This window comes from Shewanella sp. SR1 (genome assembly GCF_020447145.1).
In the GTDB taxonomy this organism is placed as follows: domain Bacteria; phylum Pseudomonadota; class Gammaproteobacteria; order Enterobacterales; family Shewanellaceae; genus Shewanella; species Shewanella baltica.
In genome coordinates this window covers 288,012-312,686 of the sequence record NZ_JAJAEF010000003.1, presented here as the reverse complement: position 1 = coordinate 312,686, position 24,675 = coordinate 288,012, and the positions used below count along the sequence as shown (strand labels likewise).

The following is a 24,675-nucleotide window of genomic DNA, read 5'->3' as shown; positions in this document are numbered from 1 at the left end:
GCGAGCGAGTGCTTCTGAGAGTTGCATAAAAAAATCCGATGACATGAGGTCATCGGATTTTGATCTTTTCAGCGAGATCGTCAAGCGATCTGTCTTAACTGATCGGCATTACGCCTTAGGGCGCTTTTTTATTGTGAAATGGAATCTGATACAGATTTTTGAGTAGTTAAACGTCATTTAACTCATCACTTTTAAATAGCCAATTTTTGTTTAATTTTCCCTTCATCTCGTATTTTGTTCACAGTTTTCAACATCACACTTCTTAACGAATGTAATAGGTCTAGAGTCATCTCGATTCGCATGGTAATATAAATGATATAGATTCTCGTTTGGGTTTTAAGGATGAGTAAAATACTCTTAGTCGATGATGATCCCTTGTTTAGTGTGTGGTTGGCCGATGCCTTGGGCACACAAGGGCATGAAGTTGCATGTGCAGTAAATGGTGTTGATGGTTTGGCATACATTGAAAGTTTTGCTCCCGACATCATAGTGCTTGATTTAGTCATGCCACAAATGAATGGTTTTGAGCTGTTAAAAGCGCGGGAATGCTTAACGCCGGTATTGATGATTTCAGCACGGGATAATGAAGACGATCGCATCACAGGTTATGAATTGGGGGCCGATGATTTTTTGAGTAAACCATTTAGCATCAAAGAGCTATTTGTTCGCTTACGCGCTTTAGAAAGGCGTCTTTGTGTCAGTCAATCTCACTTGCCGCAAATTGCAACTGTAGCAGCGAAAGTGATTAACTTTGATGATATGAGTTATAGGATCACCATTGGTACACGGTATGTCGATTTGACTCAAACCGAGTTTAAATTATTTAAATATCTGTTTGAAAGGAAAGGTCAAGTCATCACGAAACAAGAGTTGCAACGCTCAGTATTACAAAAAGATCTGGGCCGATTTGACCGCAATCTTGATATGCACATTAGTAACACTCGCCGTAAATTAGCCAACATCAGCTTGCCGCGTAACTTAATCAATACAGTGCGCGGTCAAGGTTATAGTTTTATGGCTTAACACCATCGTTTACTACCTCGTTAACGGCTAAGTTTGACGGATGTTTGGTGTGAAACTTGGTCAATAAAAGGTCGACTGCAACTGCCTTGACTGAATTTACTGGCTTTCGTTTTCCCCTTGGGATGTTTTGGTTTATCCTATCGGCCATATAATAAAATGTGCCGCGTGCTATCAGTCGCGTGCCATTAATAGCCCTTAGCTTTAACAACCTATTAGGAATCATTATGCGGATCAGTGCCAACTTTGATGGCGGAAATATCCAAGTCGTCAATCTTGATAATAAAGACGATATTCAACTTGCTATCCGTCCCGATGCGGGGGGCGAGTTTTATCAATGGTTCAATTTTCGATTCGAAGGTGAGGTGGGTAACCATTACACCTTAAATATCATCAACGCGGGGACGGCTTCCTATACCAAGGGATGGGAAGACTATCGGGCAGTAGCCAGTTACGACCGTCAGCATTGGTTCCGTATTCCTACACAGTATAAAGACGGCAAACTGAGCATTAGCTTAGAGCTGGATTGCGATGCGATTCAAATCGCTTACTTTGCGCCATACAGCTATGAGCGTCACTTAGATTTACTCAGCAGCGCCCAGTTACACCCAGATGTCAATTTAGAGCATTTGGGCCTGACCTTAGATGGCCGCGATATTACCCTGATGAAAGTAGGGAATGGCGATCCTTCTAAACGCAATATTTGGATCACCGCCAGACAACATCCGGGCGAAACCATGGCTGAATGGTTAGTCGAAGGTCTAGTGAATCGTTTACTCGATAATGATTGTCCAACAGCGAAAGCGCTGCTCGATAAAGCCAATTTCTATATAGTGCCGAACATGAATCCCGATGGCAGTGTCAGAGGCCATCTGCGCACCAATGCGATTGGTATTAACCTTAACCGCGAGTGGCAAACGCCGAGTTTAGAAAAGAGTCCAGAGGTGTACCACGTTGTCAACAAGATGCAGCAAACCGGTGTCGACTTGTTTTATGATGTCCACGGCGATGAAGGTTTACCTTATGTGTTTCTAGCAGGTTGTGAGGGCGTGCCTGCCTACAATGATAAGCTGGCGCAGCTGCAAGCGGACTTCAGTCAAGCATTAACCTTAGCCAGTGCCGATTTCCAAACTCAGTTTGGCTATGACAAAGACGAGCCTGGTCAAGCGAATCTGACCGTAGCGTCTAATTGGGTCGCTCAGACCTTCGAGTGTTTATCCAATACCCTCGAAATGCCTTTCAAAGACAATAACAATCTGGCCGATCCTTTTGTGGGTTGGTCGCCAGAGCGCAGTATTTATTTAGGTGAAGCATCGCTTATCGCCATGCTCGCCGTTGTTGATAAATTACGTTAGGGCGAGGCTGATATGGCATTAATTGAATGTCCAGTGTGTCGCAAGCGGATGTCGAGTAAGGCGCCTGTATGTCCCCATTGCCAAGCGAGCACCAATGGTGACAATGAGTCCTTATCGCGCATTAGTCATATTCAAAAGTCCAGCAGCTTAATGAATCAGAGTTTTGTTGCTATGACCTTGTTTATTGCTGGTGTGGTGATTTGGTTTTGGGGTGGTGAACCTGCCGAAGGTATGCGGGCGAATATCGCTGGAATATGCTTTGTGTTTGGTTTTGTGGGTTATCTCATCACACGAGTCAGAATCGTGTTACATAAGCGGAAAAGTGTATGACAGATATTAATCAAGTGATCGATCAAATGCCCATTGAAGTCTATGAAAGGCTTCGTAGTGCAGCAGAGCTGGGTAAGTGGGAAGATGGCACTGTGTTAAGTGAAGCGCAGCGTGAATCGACCCTGCAGGTCGTGATGTTGTATCAAGCTCGCAAGCTCGAGCAAACTGAGCATTTCACTATTGCGCCTGACGGTAAAATCAATGAATTGTCTAAAGCCGAGCTGAAAAAGCAATTCCGCGGTGAGCCGATTGCTGAGTTTAAAGTGCAGGATTTATAAATTACTCACTGACTTCAAGGTGGTTTGAGTTTGCTAAGATGTTAGCCGTGGATCTAGGGCTAGCTGTTTATGTGACGTTAATATTGATTTGGTATCAAATAACTTCAATGCAAATAGCCTCTATAAATAGCTCTCTGTAAAAGCACCGAGACAAGCACTCATTTGACGTCGTTTAATCTGAGTTAACATAAAAAGGCCCATTAAATATGGGCTTTTTTATTGCTAGTGATTGAGAACTACAAACAGATTAAAAGACACTATCTTTAATCTATGCTCAATTCACCGACCAAGTTTTGTAACATGGCTGCTTTTATCTCAGCTGGCTGCAAATTTTTCGATAGTAAATAATGTAGTTTTGCCAAGGCCGCTTCTATGGTCATATCGGCGCCACTGATCACGCCCGCTTTAGCGAGTGCATTGCCCGTGGCGTAGCCGCCCATATTCACCTTACCTTGGAAACACTGGGTAAGATTCACCAGCACTATGCCACGTTCATCCGCTTGCCTTAAGGTTTTGAGTAAAGCGGCATCCTGCGGCGCGTTACCCACACCAAATGTTAGCAGTATGAGGGCTTTAACCGGCTGTTGCAGAATGTTCTCAAAAATCTGTGTCGAGATCCCTGGATACAAGGTCACCACACCTACAGGCTGCGGACTGATATGCGCCACTTCCAATGGGGTATCGTTGGCGACGGTGATCTTGCCTGCGCGCAGATTGATTTTGATCCCAGCTTCAAGCAGAAGCGGGAAGTTAGGCGAAGCAAAAGCATCGAAGCCGTCGGCGTGGGCCTTCGTCGATCGATTGCCCCGAAAGAGCTTGTTATTGAAGAATAAACACACTTCAGCGACCGGATAATTCGCCGCAATATAGAGTGAGTTTAATAAATTGGTTTGACCGTCTGAGCGCAGCTGGGCAAGGGGAATTTGCGAACCCGTCACTATCACAGGTTTTGACAAGCCTTGCAGCATAAACGACAGCGCCGAAGCCGTGTACGCCATGGTGTCAGTGCCATGGAGGATCACAAAGCCATCGTATTTATCGTAATTAGCTTGTATATCGTCGGCGATCATCTGCCAATCGGTCGGCGCCATATTGGAAGAGTCGATAAGCGGGCAATATTCGTGGATCACGAATGTCGGCATTTCTTCATGGTAAAACTCAGGCATAGATTGCACGCACTGAGTCAGGAATCCCGCCACAGGGACGAAGCCGTTATCGGTCTTTTGCATACCGATGGTGCCGCCTGTATAGGCAACATAAATGGAGCGTTTAGTCATTCTTGTCGTTTTCTTAGCTTCAAGTGGCCGAATTATACGATTTAACTGACATAAACCCAATAAAAAAGCCCGGAGATCCGGGCTTTGTCTTTATCATCATCTTGAAGTTGCGAGCAGCAACCTAGACGCTGGCAGATTTAGTTCATCATGTTGCAAGTATCGCAGTAGATGTAGACGTTATTTGGATCATCAAAAGAAGTTAACATTTTCAAGCTGCTGGTCCATTGCTGCAGCATTTGCTCTAACATCGATGACTGGCTCAGTGAGGCGGGCAGGTAGCTCGATACTGAGGCAAACATCTGTTGCATAAAGCGTTGCTCGGGTGTCAGTTCTTGTTCGATAACGCGGGTATCAAATAGCGTCATATCCGCGAGTTTAGCGGCTTTAGCTATCGCCTCATCTAAATCACCTAGTTCATCGACTAAGCCAAGCTCAAGGGCTTTTTTACCGCTCCAAACACGGCCTTGGGCAATCTTATCGACTTGTTCTATGGTCATTTTGCGTTCTTTAGCGACCAGCGAGATAAAGTCTAAATAGCCACGTTCAATATGACGTTGGATAATCGCTTCAACTTGCGGTGACAGCGTGCGCGTCACAGACAATCCCGCCCATTCCGACGTCGATACGCCATCGGTATGCACGCCTATACTGGCCAGAGAATCTTCGAAGGTGGTGATCATGCCGAAGATCCCAATTGAGCCCGTGAGCGTGGTTGGCGTTGCGAAGATGTAGTCGGCACTGGCCGAAATCCAATAACCACCCGATGCGGCTAAACTGCCCATACTGACGACAACAGGTTTGCCCGCTGCTTTAAGTGCCAGTAATTCTTGACGAATTTGCTCCGAGGCAAAGGCGCTACCGCCAGGGCTATCGACGCGCAGCACTAAGGCTTTAACGTGTTTATCGAAACGGGCCTTACGTAACAGCTCGGCAGTGCTTTCGCCGCCAATTTGGCCCGCAGGTTGAGTGCCGTTCAGAATCGTACCGCTTGCGACAATAATGCCGACACTGTCTTGCTCAACAAAGCTTGGCAATGGCGTCACTAAGGTTAAATAATCATAAAAACTCACCTGCTTGAAACTGTCACCGCTGCTGGCTTTGCCCACGGTTTCTAGCATGGTTTGACGAAAATCTTCCGTGGTAGCTAAGCTATCAACCCATTTCATGTTGATGGCCATTGCCGCAGAGTCACCATTGGCTTTATCGAGCTCGGCCAAATAAGTGGTTGCATCGGGCACTAGCGAGTTAGGCTCAATATTGCGATTGCCTGCGACAGTCTGGGTGTAGCTTTGCCATACATCGGCTAAAAGCGCGCTGCTGGCTTCGCGAGCGGCATCGGACATATTGTCACGCATGTAGGGTTCAACCGCAGATTTAAAAGTCCCTACGCGGAAAATATGCGCTTTAACTTTGAGTTTATCTAAGGCTGATTTGAAGTACTGGTTGTACATACTCAGGCCATCAAGCGACACGCCGCCTTGGGGATTGAGGTAAATGGTGTCGGCAAAACTGGCGAGGAAATATTGATTTTGTTCGTAGTAATTGCCGATGGCGACCACTTTTTTACCGCTTTCTTTAAAGCGGTTAAGTGCATCACCAATAGATTGCAGCTTGCTGATCCCGGCACGTTTCAAATCGGCTAGATCAAGTACTAGGGTACTAATCCTTTGATCTTGCGCGGCATTGTCAATCACATACAGCACATCGGCGAGCAGGATTTCCCCATCTGCGTTGGCATTTTGGCCTTGCTTGAATGCGGCTTCTAAGGGATCGACCTGTTGTTTCTGATCGACAATCGAGCCGGCCAGATTAAGCACCAGCGCAGAGTTGTCTTCTACTTGGATATCTTCGCTGCTGCCAATAGAAATAATGATGGCGGCTAAGATGCCAAAAAAGATCAGATTGAGGATCAGTTTACGCGTCCCGTTGAGGGTGTGCCAAATAAACAAACATATTCTCTTGAAAAACGATGGGTTAGCGGACATCTGTCACTCCTTTATAAGTCCAATCTGCCAATGCTAACTGAAAATGGCGCTACAGGCTAAACACAATTGTAAAGGATTTTGACTGATGGCCTCGATCCAACGGTTGAGCTTAGATTTGACTCAAGGTATGCTGATTTAAATCACTTGTTTTAAAAGGATGTTTGAATGTCGTTTCCCCATTTATTAGAACCCTTAGATCTGGGATTTACCCAGCTCAAAAACCGCGTGCTTATGGGCTCAATGCACACAGGTTTGGAAGAAGAAAAGGGCGGATTTGAGAAACTGGCAGCGTTCTACAAAGAACGCGCTCTGGGCGGTGTGGGTTTGATTGTGACGGGCGGTATTTCCCCTAATCTTCGCGGCCGCCTTACGCCCCACGCCTGTCAGCTGAGTTTTCCTTGGCAAGTCGGTAAGCATCGCGTGGTCACGCAGGCTGTGCATGAGGCTGGCGGTAAGATCTGTATGCAAATTTTGCATGCGGGCCGCTATGGTTATCATCCTTTTTCCCAAGCACCGAGCAAGATTAAATCACCCATTACACCTTTTACGCCGTCAGCTATGTCTAGTCGCCAAGTGCGCTCGACCATTAAGGATTACGCCAGCTCAGCCGCCCTTGCCAAGAAAGCCGGTTACGATGGCGTTGAGGTCATGGGATCTGAAGGCTATTTGATCAATCAGTTTGTCAGTGCGCGTACCAACACCCGCACCGATGAATGGGGTGGTGCGTTTGAAAAGCGGGCGCAATTCCCAATTGAGATTGTTAACGCGATACGGGCAAAGGTCGGAAAAGACTTCATCATTATCTTCCGTTTATCTATGCTCGATCTAGTGGATAACGGCTCGACTTGGGATGAAGTGGTGCAGCTCGCCCAGTGGTTAGAGCAAGCTGGCGTGTCTATTTTGAATACCGGCATTGGTTGGCATGAAGCGCGCGTACCGACCATTGCGACAAGTGTGCCCCGCGGCGCCTTTGCGTGGGTGACTGAAAAGCTCAAACAATCAGTTTCTGTGCCCTTAATTGCGACTAACCGCATTAACACCCCTGAGATTGGCGAGCAGATCATTGCCTCAGGTCAAGCTGACATGGTGTCGATGGCGCGGCCTTTCCTTGCTGATCCTGAGTTTGTCAATAAAGCCGCAGCGAACACGCCAGAGCTGATCAACACCTGCATTGGCTGTAACCAAGCGTGTCTTGATCATACTTTCTCCCTTAAGCGCGCTACCTGCTTAGTGAATCCTCGTGCCTGTTATGAGACTGAAATCAACTTCTTACCCACAGCAAATAAAAAGCGTATTGCGGTGATGGGCGCAGGTCCTGCGGGCATGGCGTTCTCTGTCTATGCCGCCATGCGTGGCCATCACGTTGTCTTGTTTGAAGCGAAATCCGAGGTAGGTGGTCAGTTTAATCTCGCCCGTAAAATCCCTGGGAAAGAAGAGTTTAACGAGACTATCCGTTATTTCATCAATCAAATTAAGTTGCATAAGGTGGAGCTGAGATTAAACACTCGCCTCGATGCCAGCGTGTTGGCAACCGAAAAGTTTGATGAAGTGGTGATAGCGTCAGGCGTTGTGCCGCGTGATTTAGTCTTACCCGGCTTTGACGACCCACGCGTGGTCGATTATCAAAAAGTGCTCTCGGGTGAAGTGACTGTCGGTAATACAGTCGCCTTGATTGGTGCTGGCGGCATAGGGTTCGATATGGCGCACTTTTTGTGTGAGCGCCAATCTAGCACGCTGAACGCCGATAAATGGCTACAACAGTGGGGCATAGATAAAACTTACCAACATGCGGGCGGCCTGACAGAACCTCAATCCGACAATACCGATCATCGTAAGGTGTTTTTACTGCAACGTAAAACGTCGAAGATGGGCAAAGGCTTAGGTAAAACCACTGGCTGGATCCACCGTCTTGTGCTTAAGCAACATGATGTGAAGATGAAAACAGGCGTGAGTTACGATAAGTTTGATGATGCGGGACTGCATATTCGCGTGGGCGAAACCGCTGAAGTGCTGGCCGTTGATAATGTTGTGCTTTGCGCTGAACAAGAATCGAATCGCACTTTAGTGGATGAGATGAAAGCGACGGGCTTGACTGTGCATCTGATTGGCGGCGTGGATGTCGCAGCAGAGCTTGATGCTAAGCGTGCAATTCGCCAAGGCGCTGAGCTGGCAATGCGTTTATAGAAACTCGATAAGTCTTCTGCGATAAGCTTTAGGCGTTAAGTTTTAGAGCCTGAAAGCCTGAACCTGTGTTCAGGCTTTTTTGTTTTGGTTTTCCGCGGGAATGCATTGAAAATAGTGAGAAGTGTGGGGTTTAATGCGTTTGGTCGCTAATTGGCGCGGATTGATTAAGGCAGTATTGAAAGGGACTTTGTGTTTAACAGGTAATGCTTGTTTTAACGCCGCTTACTGAAAAAGTGAAAGTTGTTTATTCAGAGTGGATCATTTAAAGCAGCTTATAGAGAAGTCTAATCTTGGCGCTGTTAGTCTTCAAACACTTCTTGTTTTAACGTGTGCGTGGTGCTTGCTTCATGCTGTGTTTGCTTTGACTTAGCCAAACTGACTTTGCTCTGACGAGGTTGACACGCATAGGTGACTACGGCCGCACCTTCAGGTGACAAGTCCAGCTCTAAATCTTCGGTAGGCACACAGCAGCAGGGTAAACATTCATCATGTTTAAGTTCGGCTAAGGGCTCGTTTAAGTAGCTGACTTTTCCGCTGATGACACGTGTTTTGCAGGCACCGCAGAATCCGTTGCGACATTCTGAGAAGATTTTAACTTTTTTTGCTTCGAGCGCTTGCAACAAGGTGCCTTGTTGCTCTGTAAAGAGCAACACAGGTTGACCTTGAAGGCGCACGATTGGCGCCTTCGCAAACAGGTTTTGTGGCCGTTTTTTCGATGTCACTGTTGTAATGCCATTTTTAACGTCACTTTTGAGCGTCTTAGAGATCGAAGTCGAGGAATTCATCGCCATCAACCGCTGAGTCGATTTGCCCGACAAGGTATGAAGACACTTCCACTTCCTGAGGCGCGACTTGCACTGCATCGCTTTCTAACCAGTTTTTCATCCAAGGTAATGGATTGGTTATTTCAGGATAAGGTTGCGGCAGATTTACCGACTTCATTCGTTGGTTAGTAATGAACTCAACGTATTGGCAGAGGATCTGTTCATTCAAACCTATCATAGAGCCGTCTTTGAACAGGTATTTGGCCCATTCTTTTTCTTGCTCTGCGGCCTTGAAGAATAAATCAAAGGCTTCCTGTTGGCATTCTGCAGCAATTTCACCCATTTCTGGATCGTCTTTACCGCCTTGCATGATGCTTAAAATATGCTGAGTGCTGTTTAAGTGCAGTGCTTCATCACGGGCAATCAGGCGAATGATTTTCGCGTTACCTTCCATTAGCTTACGTTCAGCAAAGGCAAATGAGCAGGCAAAGCTTACATAGAAACGAATCGCTTCTAGGGCATTGACTGACATCATGCACAGGTACAAGGCTTTTTTCAGGGTGCGAGTGTTGACTATGACTTCTTTGTCATCGATAACATGGGTGCCCGCGCCGAGTAAATGGAACACTTGAGTCAATTGGATCAAGTGATCGTAGTAAGCGGCGATATCGGTCGCACGGCTTAAGATTTCTTTGTTCACGACGATATCGTCGAAGATCACTGAAGGATCGTTAACGATATTGCGAATGATATGGGTGTATGAGCGCGAGTGAATCGTCTCAGAGAAAGACCAAGTCTCAATCCAAGTCTCTAGTTCAGGCAGCGACACCAGTGGTAAAAAGGCCACATTGGGTGAGCGACCTTGAATCGAGTCGAGTAAGGTTTGGTATTTCAGATTAGAAATAAAGATGTGTTTTTCATGATCGGGCAATGCACCGTAGTCAATCTTATCGCGACTGACGTCTACTTCTTCCGGGCGCCAAAAGAAAGATAACTGCTTTTCTATCAGTTTTTCGAACACTTCATATTTTTGTTGATCGTAACGAGCTACGTTGACCGATTGACCTAAAAACATAGGTTCACGGGTGGCATCGTTGGGTGTTTGACAGAAGGTAGAGTAGGCCATGGTGCTATTTTCCAATGGATAGGGATCCACTCAATCGGGATCCCTATACTTTTTATTTGTAAGAGCCGCGTTAACGTTAAAGACTAGATTTTACACGCGCCGCCGGCGCAACCATCGTCTTCTTTCTCTAAATTGGTGATGTCATCGTGTGAATCCGACGCACCATCGCGAGTGTTATGGTAGTAAAGCGTTTTCACACCTAACTTGTAAGCATTGAGCAAATCTTTCAGCAGGGTTTGCATCGGTACTTTACGGCCTTCAAAACGTGAAGGATCGTAGTTAGTGTTGGCCGAAATCGCTTGGTCAACGAACTTCTGCATGATACCCACTAGCTGTAAGTAACCGTCATTGCTTGGCATTTTCCATAGCAATTCATAGCTATCTTTCAGCGTATCGAAATCTGGTACAACTTGTTTTAGCTGTCCGTCTTTGCTCGATTTCACGCTGATAAGACCACGTGGTGGCTCGATACCATTGGTCGCATTGGAGATTTGCGACGAGGTTTCTGAAGGCATTAATGCCGACAGCGTCGAGTTACGCAGGCCATATTGCTTAATATCGCTACGCAGTGATTCCCAGTCTAAGTGCAATGGTTCTGCACAAATTTTATCTAGGTCACGTTTGTAGGTATCGATTGGCAAAATACCTTGAGAGTAAGTGGTCTCGTGGAATAACGGACACGCACCTTGCTCTTTGGCCAAGTTCATTGAGGCTTTCAGTAAATAGAACTGAATCGCTTCGAAGGTTCTGTGGGTAAGCTCGTTCGCGCTGCCATCGGAATACTTCATGCCATTTTTTGCTAAGTAGTTAGCAAAGTTAATCACGCCTATGCCTAAAGTACGGCGATTCATCGAGGCAATTTGCGCGGCCTTGATGGGGTAATCTTGATAATCCAACAGGTTATCCAGTGCACGTACGGCGAGATCGGCTAATGGCTCAATATCAGATAATTCTTTGATAGAACCTAAGTTAAGTGCTGACAGCGTACAAAGCGCGATTTCACCTTCTGGATCATCGATGTTGTTCAATGGTTTAGTCGGCAGGGCGATTTCAAGACACAGGTTAGACTGTCTGATCGGTGCGACTTTTGAATCGAACGGGCTGTGAGTGTTGCAGTGATCCACGTTTTGAATGTAGATACGGCCAGTTGAGGCGCGCTCTTGCATCATCAGTGAAAACAGCTCAACAGCCTTTATGGTTTTCTTACGAATGCTGCTGTCTTGCTCATATTGCACATATAAACGTTCGAATTCATTTTGATCTTCAAAGAAAGCATCGTACAAGCCAGGTACGTCAGATGGGCTAAACAGGCTGATGTTTTCGCCTTTGATCAGACGTTGATACATGACTTTGTTCAACTGCACACCGTAGTCTAAATGACGGATACGGTTGTCTTCTACGCCGCGGTTATTTTTCAATACCAGCAGAGATTCGACTTCTAAGTGCCAAATAGGGTAGAACAGGGTCGCAGCACCGCCACGCACGCCGCCTTGAGAACAAGATTTCACTGCGGTTTGGAAATACTTATAGAAAGGTAAACAACCTGTGTGGAAGGCTTCACCACCACGGATTGGGCTACCTAAGGCGCGAATACGACCGGCGTTAATACCGATACCCGCACGTTGGCTAACGTATTTCACGATAGACGAAGCTGTCGCGTTGATGGAATCTAAGCTGTCACCACATTCGATCAGTACGCAAGAGCTGAACTGACGCGTTGGCGTGCGCACACCGGCCATGATTGGCGTTGGTAGCGAAATCTTAAAGGTCGATACCGCGTCATAGAAATCTTTAACGTACTTCAGGCGCGTCTCTTTTGGATAACGGGCAAACAAACAGGCCGCGACCAAAATGTAGAGGAACTGGGCGCTCTCGTAGATTTCATGCGTCACACGGTTTTGAACTAAATATTTGCCTTCAAGCTGTTTTACCGCAGCGTAAGAGAAGTCCATATCGCGCCAATGGTCGATATAGGTATCCATCACGTCAAGTTCTTCGCGGCTGTAATCCTGCAGAATGTGCATATCATACTTGCCAAGCTCAACTAACTTAGTCACGTGGGTATACAGTGCTGGCGGCTCGAACTGACCGAAGGCCTTCTTACGCAAATGAAACACCGCTAAACGGGCGGCGAGGAACTGATAGTCCGGTGATTCTGGAGAAATTAAATCCGCCGCCGCTTTGATAATGGTTTCATGGATAGCTTCGGTTGGGATGCCATCGAAAAACTGTAGGTGCGAGCGCAGTTCAACTTCAGAAACAGAAACGTTTTTTAATCCCTTGGCTGCCCAAGTAATTACGCGGTGTATTTTTTCGAGATCGATATTTTCACGATCGCCACAGCGTTTTGTGACTGTCATAGTGCTATTCATTTGGAGATAGGCCTTGGTTCTTATATCTATTTAGGTGAGCAAGTTCACCGTACGTATCCTTGTAAAACAATCAATAACCGTCCCTTAAATACTGCTGACTGGTTGAAAACGAGTCAATTAAGCGGCGAGCTTCTAGTGTGTCTGATTGCTACCTATACACAAGATATGGTGTTTTAAATTATCTGGGATACAAGATAGTGAGGTTTGACCCTATTTGCAAGTCTGAATTCAGGGGACATCTTGTGGATAAGTTGAGGATAAGCTTTCGCGTTAGTAACGACTAACCTTGAAGCTCAATTTCAGGTTAGTGTGTCGCACTCATGGGGGATTTTTAGGCGATCTTTTCTTTAGATCGCGATCGCGCACAAGTGCCGATCTTTTATCCGCCGACCTTTCGCTGCCTGATTTTATTCTCAGGTAAAAATCAGGCAAACACACTTATGTGTGTCTGCATATTGGCTTTAGCAAAAGGTTTATCTTTGAGTGTCATGGTGACGTCTGTTCGCCGTTTTATTAGCGAGTTTTTCTAGGCCAATGCTTCGATTAATGCCTGATGTAACTCAGTTGGGCTGGCAAAGTGCGCGTGAGCTGGCCACTGCGATGGCTTGTCGTTGACACCCAGATAACCCCATAGGGCAACGCCGCCTAACATGCCCGCCGCCCTAGCTGCTAACAAATCCCGCTCGGCATCCCCAAGATACAAAATGTGCTCTGGAGCGCAGTTCAGTTGCTGAGCCCCTAACAGCATAGGTGCAGTGTGGGGTTTTGGGTGTTTGGTCGAATCGCCACTAATGATAACGGGCATACGTAAGTGTAAATTCAGTTTTCGCAATAAGGGACGGGTAAACCGCGCTGGCTTGTTGGTGATCACCCCAAACGGCAGCTGCGTTAACTCAAGCCAGTCGAGTAATGCTGCTATGCCCGTGAATAGCGCACAATGATCGCCATTAATGCGCTGATAGTGGGCGAGCAGCCCTTGTTGAACTTGAGTACGAAGATCATCCGCCGCATTGGGTATCGCCGCATCGACTAAGGCAAAACTGCCGTGGGATGCGGCGTAGCGCATGGCCGCTAACGGCTGCGCGGCGATGCCGACGTCCTGAAGACTTAAATTGAGGGCTTGCACCAGATCCGGCGCGGTATCGGCTAAGGTGCCGTCGAGATCGAACAGTACGCCTTGGATCTGTGCCAGACTCATATTAATCAACCTTACGCGTTGCGATCATGTAATTCACATCAACTTTAGGCGTGTATTTAAAAATGCCCGTCAGCGGGTTGTAGCTGATGCCTAATGCATCGGTACAGATCAGATCGGTATTGTCCACAAGCTCAATCAATTCCGAAGGCTTAATGAATTTTTTATGCTCATGGGTGCCAACTGGCAGCATCTTCAGCAAATATTCTGCGCCGAGAATCGTGTGAACGTAGGATTTAATGTTGCGGTTGATGGTGGAGAAAAACACAAAGCCACCGGGTTTGACCATGTCACAGCAAGCCTTGATCACAGATTGTGGATCAGGCACATGCTCCAGCATTTCCATACACGTCACCACATCGTAATAGGCTTGATGATCTTGGCTGTGGGTCTCGGCAGTATTTTTTACATAATTAATGCTTACGCCCGTTTCGAGGGCATGCAGGCGCGCGACTTCTAAGGGCTCATCACCCATGTCGAGACCATCAACCTCGGCGCCGATGCGGGCCATGCTCTCAGATAAAATCCCGCCGCCGCAACCAACGTCGAGCACTTTCTTACCGAAAATGCCGCCAGCAGTTTGATCGATATAATTTAAGCGCAGCGGGTTTAATAGATGCAGCGGCTTAAATTCACCGTTGAGATCCCACCAAGTTTCGGCCATACGTTCAAACTTTGCGATTTCCTGTGGGTCCACATTGGTATTCTGATGCATGCTATTACCTGAAGTAGCTGTATTGTGCGGCTATTATAACGACTATGTTTGATAAACAAAGTGTTCGACTGAGCTAAGCCCTTGTGGTTGAGTGAATTTTCAGCAGTTTTCTGCTTTTATGTTAATTGTTGTGCTCCGTATCGACCTTTTACTTCATCCCTTTGACGATTTTTTCTCATCCTAAGCCACGAATTTCAACGCTGGTTTATCGCTTAAACGACCAAATTGACAGTGTTTTCATCTATTAAGCCACCAGACTCTCAATTCGATAATGATAGGTCTGGCGACATTAAATAACTGTGTTAGAATGCCAAATCACGTTTTTGGGCTAGGCAATGATACGGATTATACGTTGTCGGCTATTTTTCAGGGGAACGAGCAGTTTATGACTGATCTGGCATCATCTATTTCGCCAATTAATATCGAAGACGAACTAAAGAATTCGTACCTTGATTACGCCATGAGCGTTATCGTGGGACGTGCATTACCAGACGTGCGCGACGGCTTAAAGCCGGTTCATCGCCGCGTTCTGTTTGCCATGAGTGAATTGAAGAACGATTGGAACAAGCCTTACAAAAAATCTGCCCGTGTGGTCGGTGACGTCATCGGTAAATATCACCCTCATGGTGACTCTGCTGTTTATGACACTATCGTCCGTATGGCCCAGCCATTCTCACTGCGTTACACCTTAGTAGATGGCCAAGGTAACTTCGGTTCGGTCGACGGTGACTCAGCGGCGGCAATGCGTTATACCGAAATCCGTATGGATAAGTTAGCGCATCAATTACTGGCCGATCTTGAAAAAGAGACAGTAGATTTCGTCCCTAACTACGACGGCACAGAACTCATTCCAGCTGTATTACCTACACGCGTACCTAACCTGTTAATTAACGGCTCATCGGGTATTGCGGTAGGTATGGCGACCAACATCCCACCACACAACCTAACGGAAGTCGTGAAAGGCTGTTTGGCACTGATTGAAGAACCCTCACTGTCTATTGAACAGCTGATGGAATACATTCCAGGTCCGGATTTCCCAACTGCGGCAATTATCAATGGCCGTAAAGGCATTATTGATGCCTATAAAACCGGCCGTGGCCGCGCGATCATGCGTGCACTGGCGGATGTGGAAACCGAAGATAATGGCCGTGAACGCATTATCGTGACTGAAATCCCGTATCAAGTGAACAAAGCCCGTTTAATCGAGAAGATTGCCGAGCTGGTTAAAGATAAAAAGCTTGAAGGGATCAGCGGTTTACGCGACGAGTCTGATAAAGACGGTATGCGTATCGTTATCGAAATTAAGCGCGGTGAAGTGGGCGAGGTGGTATTAAACAACCTGTATGCTCAAACGCAAATGCAGTGTTCTTTCGGGATTAACATGGTGGCCTTGACCAATGGTCAGCCTAAACTGTTTAATCTTAAAGAAATGCTCGAATGCTTTATTCTGCATCGCCGTGAAGTCGTGACGCGCCGTACCGTATTTGAACTGCGTAAAGCCCGTGAGCGCGCCCATATTCTGGAAGCGCTGGCGGTTGCACTGGCTAACATCGACCCGATTATTGCATTGATCAAAGCCTCGCCAACGCCTGCGGATGCTAAAGTTAAATTGGTTGAGCAAGGTTGGGAATTAGGCCACGTTCAAGGCATGCTGGAAAAAGCGGGCGATGACGCCGCGCGTCCTGAGTGGTTAGAGCCACAATACGGTATCCGCGACGGTCAATATTTCCTGACTGAGCAACAAGCTCAGGCGATTCTAGAACTGCGTTTACACCGTTTGACAGGTCTTGAACACGATAAGATCATTGCCGAATACGAAGAGCTGCTCGAATTTATTGCGGGTCTGCTGTTTATTCTGCGCAGTCCTGAGCGTTTGATGGAAGTCATCAAGGAAGAGTTAGTTCAAATCCTTGAAGAATACGGTGATGCTCGCCGTACCGTGATCAATGCCAACGAAGTCGATATGAGTCTTGAAGACTTGATCAACGAAGAAGACGTTGTGGTGACACTGTCGCACTTAGGTTATGCCAAGTATCAACCATTGACCGATTACCAAGCCCAGCGCCGTGGTGGTAAGGGTAAAGCGGCAACTAAAGTAAAAGACGAAGATTTCGTTGAAAAACTGTTAGTTGCCAATACCCATGACACTATTTTGTGCTTCTCTGACTTTGGTAAGATGTACTGGCTCAAAGTGTATCAATTACCATTAGCGAGCCGTACGGCCCGTGGTCGTCCAATTGTTAACTTGCTGCCGTTATCCGATGGCGAGCGCATTACTGCGATTCTACCAGTACGTGAATACGCGGCTGACAAGTACATCATCATGGCGACCTCACACGGTACTGTGAAGAAAACCGCACTAACAGCTTATAGCAACCCACGTGCAAATGGCATTATCGCCGTTAACCTCAAAGACGGTGACCAACTGATCGGTGTCGATATCACTAACGGTGATGACGAAATCATGTTGTTCTCGAACGAAGGTAAAGTGGTTCGCTTTGGTGAGAAAGTCCGTGATTCTGAAACTGGCGAAGTGAAAACCGATCCTGAAACCGGCGAAGAAGTCTTGTCCTTACGTCCTATGGGCCGTACTGCAACAGGCGTTCGTGGTATCCGTTTAGAAGAAGGTCAAAAAGTCGTGTCGCTTATCGTACCCAAAGGCGATGGCGCGATTCTGACTGTGACTGAAAACGGTTACGGTAAACGGACTCAACTGTCTGAATATCCAGCGAAGAGCCGTGCGACTAAAGGTGTGGTTTCTATCAAGGTGAGCGAACGTAACGGCGCAGTTGTTGGCGCAGTGCAAGTGGGTCTTAACGACGAACTTATGCTCATCAGTGATAAAGGCACCTTAGTGCGTACACCAGCGGGCGGCGTGTCTATCATTGGCCGTAACACGCAAGGTGTGACGATTATCCGCACTGCGGGCGACGAGAAAGTGGTTGGCCTGCAACGTATCGACGAAATCCAAAGTGATGAGGATGAAGTCGAGCTGGATGAAAACGGTTTACCGATTGTTCCTGTCATTATCGAAGGCGAATTAGCCGACGAGGCTCTTGATGAAGAGCTGGATGACGAAGAAGAGTTGGACGAAGATGAAGACGAGCTTGCTGATGATGAGCAAGACGAAGAGTAATTAAGTGTCATATTAACGAGCGTCCAATTGGACGCTCGTTTTTTTAATGGCATTGATTGTTGGTAGCATTGTTCGTTTTAGAATGGTTTCGTTTTATCAATACATACATCATGGTTGGGATTAAGGAGAGTGTCAGTGAGCGCGATTTATAATTTCTGTGCTGGACCTGCAATGTTACCCGCAGCGGTAATGAAAAAAGCACAACAGGAATTACTTGATTGGAATGGCCAAGGCGTTTCCGTGATGGAAATCAGCCACCGAAGTAAAGAGTTCATCGCGCTGACCGAGCAAGCCGAGTCCGATTTACGTGAACTGATGCAGATCCCTGCAAATTACCATGTGCTATTTATGCACGGCGGTGGTCGCGGCCAGTTCTCTGCTGTTGTGAATAATTTTCTCGGCGAACAGGGTAAAGCCCTGTATTTAGTCAGTGGCCAATGGTCATCAGCCGCGTTAGCAGAAGCGCAGAAACTGGCGGGTGAAGCACAAATTGATAGTCTGAATATTGTTGAAAAACACAACGGACTCAATGCCGTTGTCTTACCTGACTTACATAAAATCGATGCCGATTATCGCTATGTTCACTACTGTCCCAATGAGACAGTAGATGGTATCGAAATTTTTGACGAATTAGACTCACCTTGGCCAATTGTTGCCGATTTATCATCAACAATCATGTCCCGTGAAATCGATGTCAGCCGCTACGGCTTGATTTACGCCGGTGCGCAAAAGAACATAGGTCCATCGGGTCTGTCGATAGTGATAGTACGCGATGACATGTTAAAACTGCCGAGTTTACCGCAGTCGTCCATCATGGACTATCGTCTAGCCGTCGAGCATGATTCTATGTTCAACACGCCACCAACCTTTGCTTGGTACCTTGCCGCTGAAGTCTTTGCTTGGCTGAAATCGACTGGCGGTATTTCGAGTATTGCGAAAATTAATCAACAAAAAGCGCAGATGTTGTATCAATGCATTGATGGTAATGCTTTCTACCGTAATGGTGTTGTTGCAGCGAATCGCTCACAAATGAACGTGACTTTCCAATTAGTCAACGAAGCGCTCGATAGTGAGTTCCTAAAGCAAGCACAAATTGCCGGACTCGTTGCCCTCAAGGGTCATCGTATCGTGGGCGGCATGCGTGCTAGCCTTTACAATGCGATGCCACTCGATGGCATAGTTGCCTTGGTCAAGTTTATGAACGAGTTTGCGGCTAAACATAGCTAGGCTTAGCTATATAGTCACTCACTAGCTTGCGGCGCTTAGCGCCTAGGCTTTGCTGCCTGCAGATAAACGCTATGTTTATTGAACGTTTATCATCAGTTAGCCATTCCAAGTTAGCTATCCAAAGTTAGACATCCCAAAAGCGAATGCTCAAATGCATTCGCTTTTTTGTTGGCTTTAATTTATCGATTATTGGCGTTTGGCGTTTGGCGTTTGGCGTTAAGCAAGATGAACTTCGGAAGAACCTTATATTAAAGATAACTTGGATTAGAGATGGCTGGGATTAGAGAGGGCAGTGAGCAAGCCTGTGAGCTGACACGCATTACTGGGGAATATTCTCAGCAATGTGTTGGGTTGGTTGCATGCTATTGTTTATCATGCTTAAAAGTACGCGTTTTGGTGTGCATAGAGGATAAATCAATAGGATGTCACAGATGGATTTGGCCAAGCTTTCGCGCATTAGTATGAAGCACTTGATCACTTTGCATGTGATGCTCGATACCCTGAGCGTGACCGCCAGCGCAGAACGTTTATGCCTTAGCCCCTCATCTGTTAGTAAAACCTTAAGCCAGCTCAGGGACAGTTTGAACGATGAACTGTTCTACCGTAACGGCAACTCACTGGTTGCCACACCTTTGGCAAGACGATTAGGCCCAAGCGTGCAGCAAATGATCAATGATATGAATCAGATCATGAGTCAAGATGCGTTTAATCCAGTACATTTTGAGGGGCGTTTTTCGCTTGCGATGCGCGAAAGCACCTTTGAACTGCTGGCCGCCAAATTAAGTGCCCATATTCTGAGCTTGGCTCCTAATATCCATCTCGATATTTATAGCAAAGACAATATCGGTTTCGATGGTCTTATTAAAGGCTCGTTAGATTTTGTGCTGTTACCCCATGATCTGAGTCAACCTAATCCTCTTCAAGACGATCTGGTGTGGGAAACCTTGTTCAGCGATGAAATGGTCTGCCTGATGAATTCATCCCATCCCTTGGCTAAACAGTCGCAGATCAGCTTCGATGACTACCTAAGTTACCGCCATATTGGCATTACCGATACGGATCTGAGTACGCCATTTTTTGATATTTTGCTCGCCCAGCAATCTAAAAAACGTGCTGTACCCATTTCAGTCCCTGATTTTGGCAGCGCAGCGTTAATGTGTCACCACAGTGAACTGCTTTTCACCTGCTCGCGCCGCTGGGCATCCATAGCCAGCCAGGCTAAAGGATTAACCGTTAAATCCTTACCCATAGAATATGGCAAAGTGGCTTACAGTCTCGTTTGGCATCGACAAAGTATGAAGGATCCCGCGCTGCGCTGGCTGTACGAGCAAATTTTGCTTTGCAGTCGTTAAATATAGCAAGAGGGCAAGATTAGATTCATGACGCCTCGCTTTGCAAGCTTTGCGGCTAAGCGTTCAATATCGGTTTGTGTGCAGCTTGGCCAGGTTAACGCGTCGTCGACAACGCCATGGTGGTGAAAGGCGTTTAATTTAACCCGTGTATCCGCACCTAGCTGAAGCAAATAGGTCGCCAGCGCTTCTATTTCCTGTTCATAATCCGTGATGCTCGGAATGTGCAGCAATCTCACTTCATACAGTTTTTGCTGTTGAGCCAATAGCTGAATGGATTTGAACACGGCATGGTTGTCGCGACCAGTAATGTACCTATGGGTATCTTGCTGCCACGCTTTGAGATCCACCATAGCGCCATCCAAAAAGGGCTGCAGTTTATGCCAACCAGTTAGACTCAAACTGCCATTGGTGTCGAGCATGCACGTTAAGTGTGATAACGACTCTGTCGCCTTAATCCCTTTAAACAACGCAAGAATAAATGGCAGTTGCAGACTCGCTTCGCCGCCGCTCACCGTAATGCCATTAATAAAGTGACGCTGACTGTGCAGAATCCCTAGTATTTCTTCAACTGTGTAATGCGTGACCTTAGGGCTCGCTTGTTTCGGGCATACGGCAAGACAGGTATCGCATTGGCTACAACGCTCACTATCCCAGCGAATGCGAGGCTTATTATTGAGGTTTATCAATGTCAGCGCATTGTCTGGGCAGGTAGCGATACAATCGCCACAGGCATCGCACACCCCTATGGTATGTGGGTTATGACAGTTTTTGCATTGATAGTTGCAGCCCTGCAGGAATAACACGAGCCTGCTGCCAGGCCCGTCAACGCAGGAAAAGGGCAATAGCTGACTGACCATTACTTGCCTATTCATAGACACAAGGGGAGTGTTCATGGGCTATGACTCTTGCTTGGCGTTGTAATATTCCCGTATTAACCGCCGCTTCTGCGGCTAAGCCTGTGGTATTGAGGCGTGAGCCGCACTGCTTAAACGCTTCAATATCCGAGCGTTTTACCATATAGCCGGTCACGCGCATTAAATCATTAGAGGTAACATTGGCGGTAAATTCCCTAAAACCTAACTCAAGCGCGGCTTTACACAGTTGGAACATGGCTTGAGGATTGGATTTTACGGTTTCATCGATAGTCAAAATATCGCTAATCCCCGCCGTATAATACTGATGATGTTGGGCTAAGGCTTGAATGTGAGCGATGGGATTGGGCTCAGTGCCATAGGGAATGCGAACGCCTGGGGTTACGTCTTTGTCGATACTAATGCCGCCCTGTGAATGCAGCAGTGCTCGCCCATGGTAACCATGCGCGACGGGTGTAGATTTCACTATGGCATCGAGCGCAGCAGAAATACGATAGCCCAGCTGATTTGCATCCATTTCATGGCCATATCTAGCGTGTTTAGCTGGTTTAACTTCTCCACTGGCTGTTAATGATTGCAGAATATTCACCGCTTCCGCCATGCCGTAAATGCCAAACATGGGCGCAAAACGCGACTCATCAATCAATTGTTCTTTAACTAAGAAGCTGTCAAAGAAGTGTGACTCTTGATGCAAAAATGCCGAGCGCGCCTCGATAAGTTCGAAGGTGAGCGAGCTGTAATAGGGCAAGACAGTATCAAAAAAATCGTTTATAGAATTTGCCTTTAACGCAACTTCTTTAAGATTGAGCCGCACTAAGGTATTGGCGCCGCCCGCTAACGGCAAGGCATTGTAGCAACTGACAATCCCAAAACCGCGCTCATCAAACGCACTGGCGTGCAGTGGGTAATTGGCGATATGCGGCTTACTGCAGTGACAAATATTGGTGGTGGCGAGCAGCAACAAATCATCTGGCGTGATGATTGGGTCGTACATAAAGGTCAAATTGGGGGCAACTTGTTTTAACTCGGCATCAATGCGCAGTAGGGTGCGGCAAACAATGTTGTCTGTCGGGCCAATATTGACGTGCATAAAGGCGTCGGGCAGGGTTCTGTCGAGCATTATCCAGAACAGTTTAAGTTTACGATAAAGTACCTCTGCATCCATTCCTTCGGTGAAAGGCATTAATATTTCATCCAGCTGACCTAGATACACCGGAATGTTAGTCACCGATGGCACGTGGTGATAAAGAATGGTTAAAGCATTGAGGGCTTCATCTAAATCCTGCGCCGGTGAAAGCTCTAAATATTCTGAACCTTGCTTTAGATAGCGGCCATAATCTGGCAACACATAGCGCGGTTTAAAAGGCGCATGGCCTTCAAACATATCGCAAATAATACCGTCATTCATCGCGGCTTTTACCTCAGTCGATATCGGCATATAGGGCAAGCTCGCCTCTGCCTCCAACGCTAAATAGTTGGATTTTTGCTTAGGTGAAAGCTGCGGGTTGGTGACGATTTGCACTAATTTATCTTGTAATAGCATGGCGGAATATCCACAAGTTCTATAATGACAACTAATCTACTGGGCGGCTCTGGCTTTAAAAAGTGAAAATAGCCGCAGCCCTGATTGATGAAATGGAAATCCGCCGACCGAGATCACAACTTGCGATTTATTGCATTAAATCCGCGATGTTGAAAACGTTACAAAGTGGTTTTTTACCATTGAAAATAAAAGCTTGAACAGTGAGATTTGGCGTTGCTTGATAAGGTTTTGGGAATTTAGAACCGAAGGGAAGGTTTGTTAGCTCTGATGCAGTGGGATAATTGCAAAGCTTTAAGCTTGTAAGGGGGAAATAAACTCTGCTGCATCCTGAATCGAAGCAATGCAGCAGAGTGAGCTGTGCAGATAAACTCAGCTGTGCTTAGAGCACTTTAGCAATCGATTGGGCTAAGTAATCGACGTTATCTTCACTGATCCCAGCAATACTGATGCGGCTTGAACCGACCATATAAATGCTGAATTCTTTTTGTAGGCGCGCCACTTGCTCTGGATCTACCCCGAGGAAGGAGAACATGCCTTTTTGGCGGGCGATAAAGCTAAAGTCACGGTCTACGCCATTGGCTTTAAGTTTATCCACTAAAATGGCGCGGTTGCCGTTAATGCGATCGCGCATTACTTTCAGCTCATCTAGCCATTCTTGGGTTAATTCTGCCGATCCTAAAATCGTTTCAACAATCGCAGCGCCGTGGGCAGGCGGCATTGAATAGAGGCAGCGAACCACATAAAGCAGCACAGATTGCGCGACATTGGCGGTATGGGCATCTCTGGCAATCACAGAGCATGAACCGATACGCTCACGGTACAAACCGAAGTTTTTCGAGCATGAGCTGCAAAGGATCATATTATCGACCGCTGCCGCCATTTGACGCACGCCGTAGGCATCAATATCAACGCCATCACCAAAGCCTTGGTAGGCCATGTCAATCAGTGGGGTAAAGCCTTGCTCTTTTGTCAGGGCAACCACTTTATCCCATTGTTCTGTGGTTAAATCCATTCCGCTCGGGTTATGGCAACAGGCGTGGAATAACACTACATCATCAGGACTCACTTGCGATAGGGCAGCAAGCATCTCATCAAATTTCAATGATTTGCTATCGTAGTCATAATACGGGTAGGTTTTAACGGTAATGCCAGCCGCTTCGAACAAACCTATGTGGTTTGCCCAAGTTGGGTCGCTTACCCATAACACCGCATTCGGGTTGCAGCGTTTGATAAAATCTCCTGCCACGCGCAGTGCGCCAGTACCACCGGGCGTAGAAACGGTACGGATACGATTAGCGAGAATAGCACTGTGATTTGCACCAAAGGCTAATTCTGTCATTAAAGTGTTGAATTGTGGCGAGCCCGTTGGACCTATATACACTTTGGTGGTTTCGGTATCGAGACGGAATTTCTCGGCTTTTTTCACGCAGTTAAGGATCGGGGTCACGCCTGTAGGGTCTTTATAAACGCCTACACCTAAATCAACTTTTTGTGGGTGGGTGTCTTCGCGGTACTGAGTCAACAAGCCAAGGATGGGATCTGCTGGCATTGCGATGAGTGAGTTAAACATAGCTCCATCTACCTTTCTGGTTATAGTGCAAACGTGATTGTTTGTATCAGATATGCGTTATTTATCGTTTGGGGCTTAGAATAGCGCGGAAAGGTAAAGTATTTAAAGTGAAAACTGTGATTACACGCCAGTTATCTTGGCAAAAAAGCCTGCCAAAAATACGATTAAATCCTAAATTAACCGCTTAAATTTTGCGTTTTTGTTATTTTTACACTGAACTCAGTAAATAATCTGACCAAAATGCCATTTTTCTCGAAAAAACGGTTGAATCCTTAGCGACAATCGGTAATTTTATAACGACGAAGCACCAACAAGGCCCCAATCTCCTTTTATTTGTAATCTTAACTTGACGCTGTGTAGCGTGAAGTTGCCAT

At 46.6% G+C, this 24,675-nt stretch carries 18 protein-coding genes; 8 read left to right on the top strand and 10 right to left on the bottom strand.

What is annotated here, in order from left to right:
• Window positions 1-342 precede the first annotated feature (342 nt).
• From KV201_RS04755 to KV201_RS04740, 4 genes are all read left to right on the top strand, one after another.
• Window positions 343-1,023 carry a response regulator transcription factor gene (locus KV201_RS04755; protein ID WP_226058669.1) on the top strand — a complete coding sequence of 227 codons (681 nt, stop codon included), beginning with the start codon at window positions 343-345 and terminating at the stop codon, window positions 1,021-1,023.
• A gap of 224 nt (window positions 1,024-1,247) precedes the next feature.
• Window positions 1,248-2,375: a M14-type cytosolic carboxypeptidase gene (locus KV201_RS04750; protein WP_226058668.1), complete on the top strand. Its 1,128-nt coding sequence runs from the start codon at window positions 1,248-1,250 to the stop codon at window positions 2,373-2,375.
• Between the two features lie 12 nt (window positions 2,376-2,387).
• Entirely contained in the window at window positions 2,388-2,705 is a 318-nt protein-coding gene (locus KV201_RS04745; protein WP_011846761.1) for a hypothetical protein, read from the top strand.
• Window positions 2,702-2,983, top strand: coding sequence for a YeaC family protein (locus KV201_RS04740; RefSeq protein ID WP_006081736.1), 282 nt, complete (start codon window positions 2,702-2,704; stop codon window positions 2,981-2,983). The genes KV201_RS04745 and KV201_RS04740 overlap by 4 nt, the downstream gene beginning before the upstream one ends.
• Before the next feature lie 263 nt (window positions 2,984-3,246).
• On the opposite strand, the gene ansA is transcribed toward KV201_RS04740, so the two are convergent.
• Together ansA and sppA are read right to left on the bottom strand one after the other, a co-directional pair.
• Window positions 3,247-4,260, bottom strand: coding sequence for an asparaginase (gene ansA / locus KV201_RS04735; protein WP_006086774.1), 1,014 nt, complete (start codon window positions 4,258-4,260; stop codon window positions 3,247-3,249).
• Between the two features lie 137 nt (window positions 4,261-4,397).
• A complete protein-coding gene (sppA, locus tag KV201_RS04730; protein ID WP_226058667.1) occupies window positions 4,398-6,245 on the bottom strand; it encodes a signal peptide peptidase SppA in 1,848 nt (615 codons plus the stop codon).
• Window positions 6,246-6,410: 165 nt separating this feature from the next.
• On the opposite strand from sppA, the gene KV201_RS04725 reads away from it, so the two are divergent.
• Window positions 6,411-8,429, top strand: a complete 2,019-nt coding sequence (locus KV201_RS04725; RefSeq protein ID WP_226058666.1) for an NADPH-dependent 2,4-dienoyl-CoA reductase — start codon at window positions 6,411-6,413, stop codon at window positions 8,427-8,429.
• Between the two features lie 299 nt (window positions 8,430-8,728).
• Here KV201_RS04725 and yfaE read toward each other — a convergent pair whose 3' ends face one another.
• From yfaE to ubiG, 5 genes are all read right to left on the bottom strand, one after another.
• Window positions 8,729-9,151: a class I ribonucleotide reductase maintenance protein YfaE gene (gene yfaE / locus KV201_RS04720; RefSeq protein ID WP_014358007.1), complete on the bottom strand. Its 423-nt coding sequence runs from the start codon at window positions 9,149-9,151 to the stop codon at window positions 8,729-8,731.
• A gap of 37 nt (window positions 9,152-9,188) precedes the next feature.
• Window positions 9,189-10,319: a class Ia ribonucleoside-diphosphate reductase subunit beta gene (gene nrdB, locus KV201_RS04715; RefSeq protein WP_226058665.1), complete on the bottom strand. Its 1,131-nt coding sequence runs from the start codon at window positions 10,317-10,319 to the stop codon at window positions 9,189-9,191.
• An 83-nt stretch (window positions 10,320-10,402) separates the two neighbouring features.
• The gene (gene nrdA, locus KV201_RS04710; RefSeq protein WP_006086770.1) at window positions 10,403-12,691 is read right to left on the bottom strand and encodes a class 1a ribonucleoside-diphosphate reductase subunit alpha; all 2,289 of its coding nucleotides are present in this window, start codon (window positions 12,689-12,691) and stop codon (window positions 10,403-10,405) included.
• A 526-nt stretch (window positions 12,692-13,217) separates the two neighbouring features.
• Window positions 13,218-13,889, bottom strand: coding sequence for an HAD family hydrolase (locus KV201_RS04705; protein ID WP_226058664.1), 672 nt, complete (start codon window positions 13,887-13,889; stop codon window positions 13,218-13,220).
• A gap of 1 nt (window position 13,890) precedes the next feature.
• Window positions 13,891-14,601 carry a bifunctional 2-polyprenyl-6-hydroxyphenol methylase/3-demethylubiquinol 3-O-methyltransferase UbiG gene (ubiG, locus tag KV201_RS04700; protein ID WP_006086768.1) on the bottom strand — a complete coding sequence of 237 codons (711 nt, stop codon included), beginning with the start codon at window positions 14,599-14,601 and terminating at the stop codon, window positions 13,891-13,893.
• A 385-nt stretch (window positions 14,602-14,986) separates the two neighbouring features.
• Here ubiG and gyrA point away from each other — a divergent pair, with 385 nt between their 5' ends.
• From gyrA to KV201_RS04685, 3 genes are all read left to right on the top strand, one after another.
• Window positions 14,987-17,737, top strand: a complete 2,751-nt coding sequence (gyrA, locus tag KV201_RS04695; RefSeq protein ID WP_012197215.1) for a DNA gyrase subunit A — start codon at window positions 14,987-14,989, stop codon at window positions 17,735-17,737.
• 135 nt (window positions 17,738-17,872) lie between these two features.
• Window positions 17,873-18,964, top strand: a complete 1,092-nt coding sequence (gene serC / locus KV201_RS04690; protein WP_011846769.1) for a 3-phosphoserine/phosphohydroxythreonine transaminase — start codon at window positions 17,873-17,875, stop codon at window positions 18,962-18,964.
• A 431-nt stretch (window positions 18,965-19,395) separates the two neighbouring features.
• Complete coding sequence (locus KV201_RS04685) at window positions 19,396-20,316, top strand: LysR family transcriptional regulator (protein WP_226058663.1); 921 nt, start codon at window positions 19,396-19,398, stop codon at window positions 20,314-20,316.
• Here the strand turns inward: KV201_RS04685 and KV201_RS04680 are convergent.
• The 3 genes from KV201_RS04680 to KV201_RS04670 all read right to left on the bottom strand — a co-directional run bounded on the left by KV201_RS04680 (window position 20,313) and on the right by KV201_RS04670 (window position 24,301).
• Complete coding sequence (locus KV201_RS04680) at window positions 20,313-21,209, bottom strand: YjjW family glycine radical enzyme activase (RefSeq protein ID WP_226058662.1); 897 nt, start codon at window positions 21,207-21,209, stop codon at window positions 20,313-20,315. The genes KV201_RS04685 and KV201_RS04680 overlap by 4 nt on opposite strands.
• Window positions 21,181-22,731, bottom strand: a complete 1,551-nt coding sequence (locus KV201_RS04675; protein ID WP_226058661.1) for a YjjI family glycine radical enzyme — start codon at window positions 22,729-22,731, stop codon at window positions 21,181-21,183. The genes KV201_RS04680 and KV201_RS04675 overlap by 29 nt, the downstream gene beginning before the upstream one ends.
• A gap of 379 nt (window positions 22,732-23,110) precedes the next feature.
• Complete coding sequence (locus KV201_RS04670; RefSeq protein WP_226058660.1) at window positions 23,111-24,301, bottom strand: amino acid aminotransferase; 1,191 nt, start codon at window positions 24,299-24,301, stop codon at window positions 23,111-23,113.
• Between the last annotated feature and the right edge of the window lie 374 nt (window positions 24,302-24,675).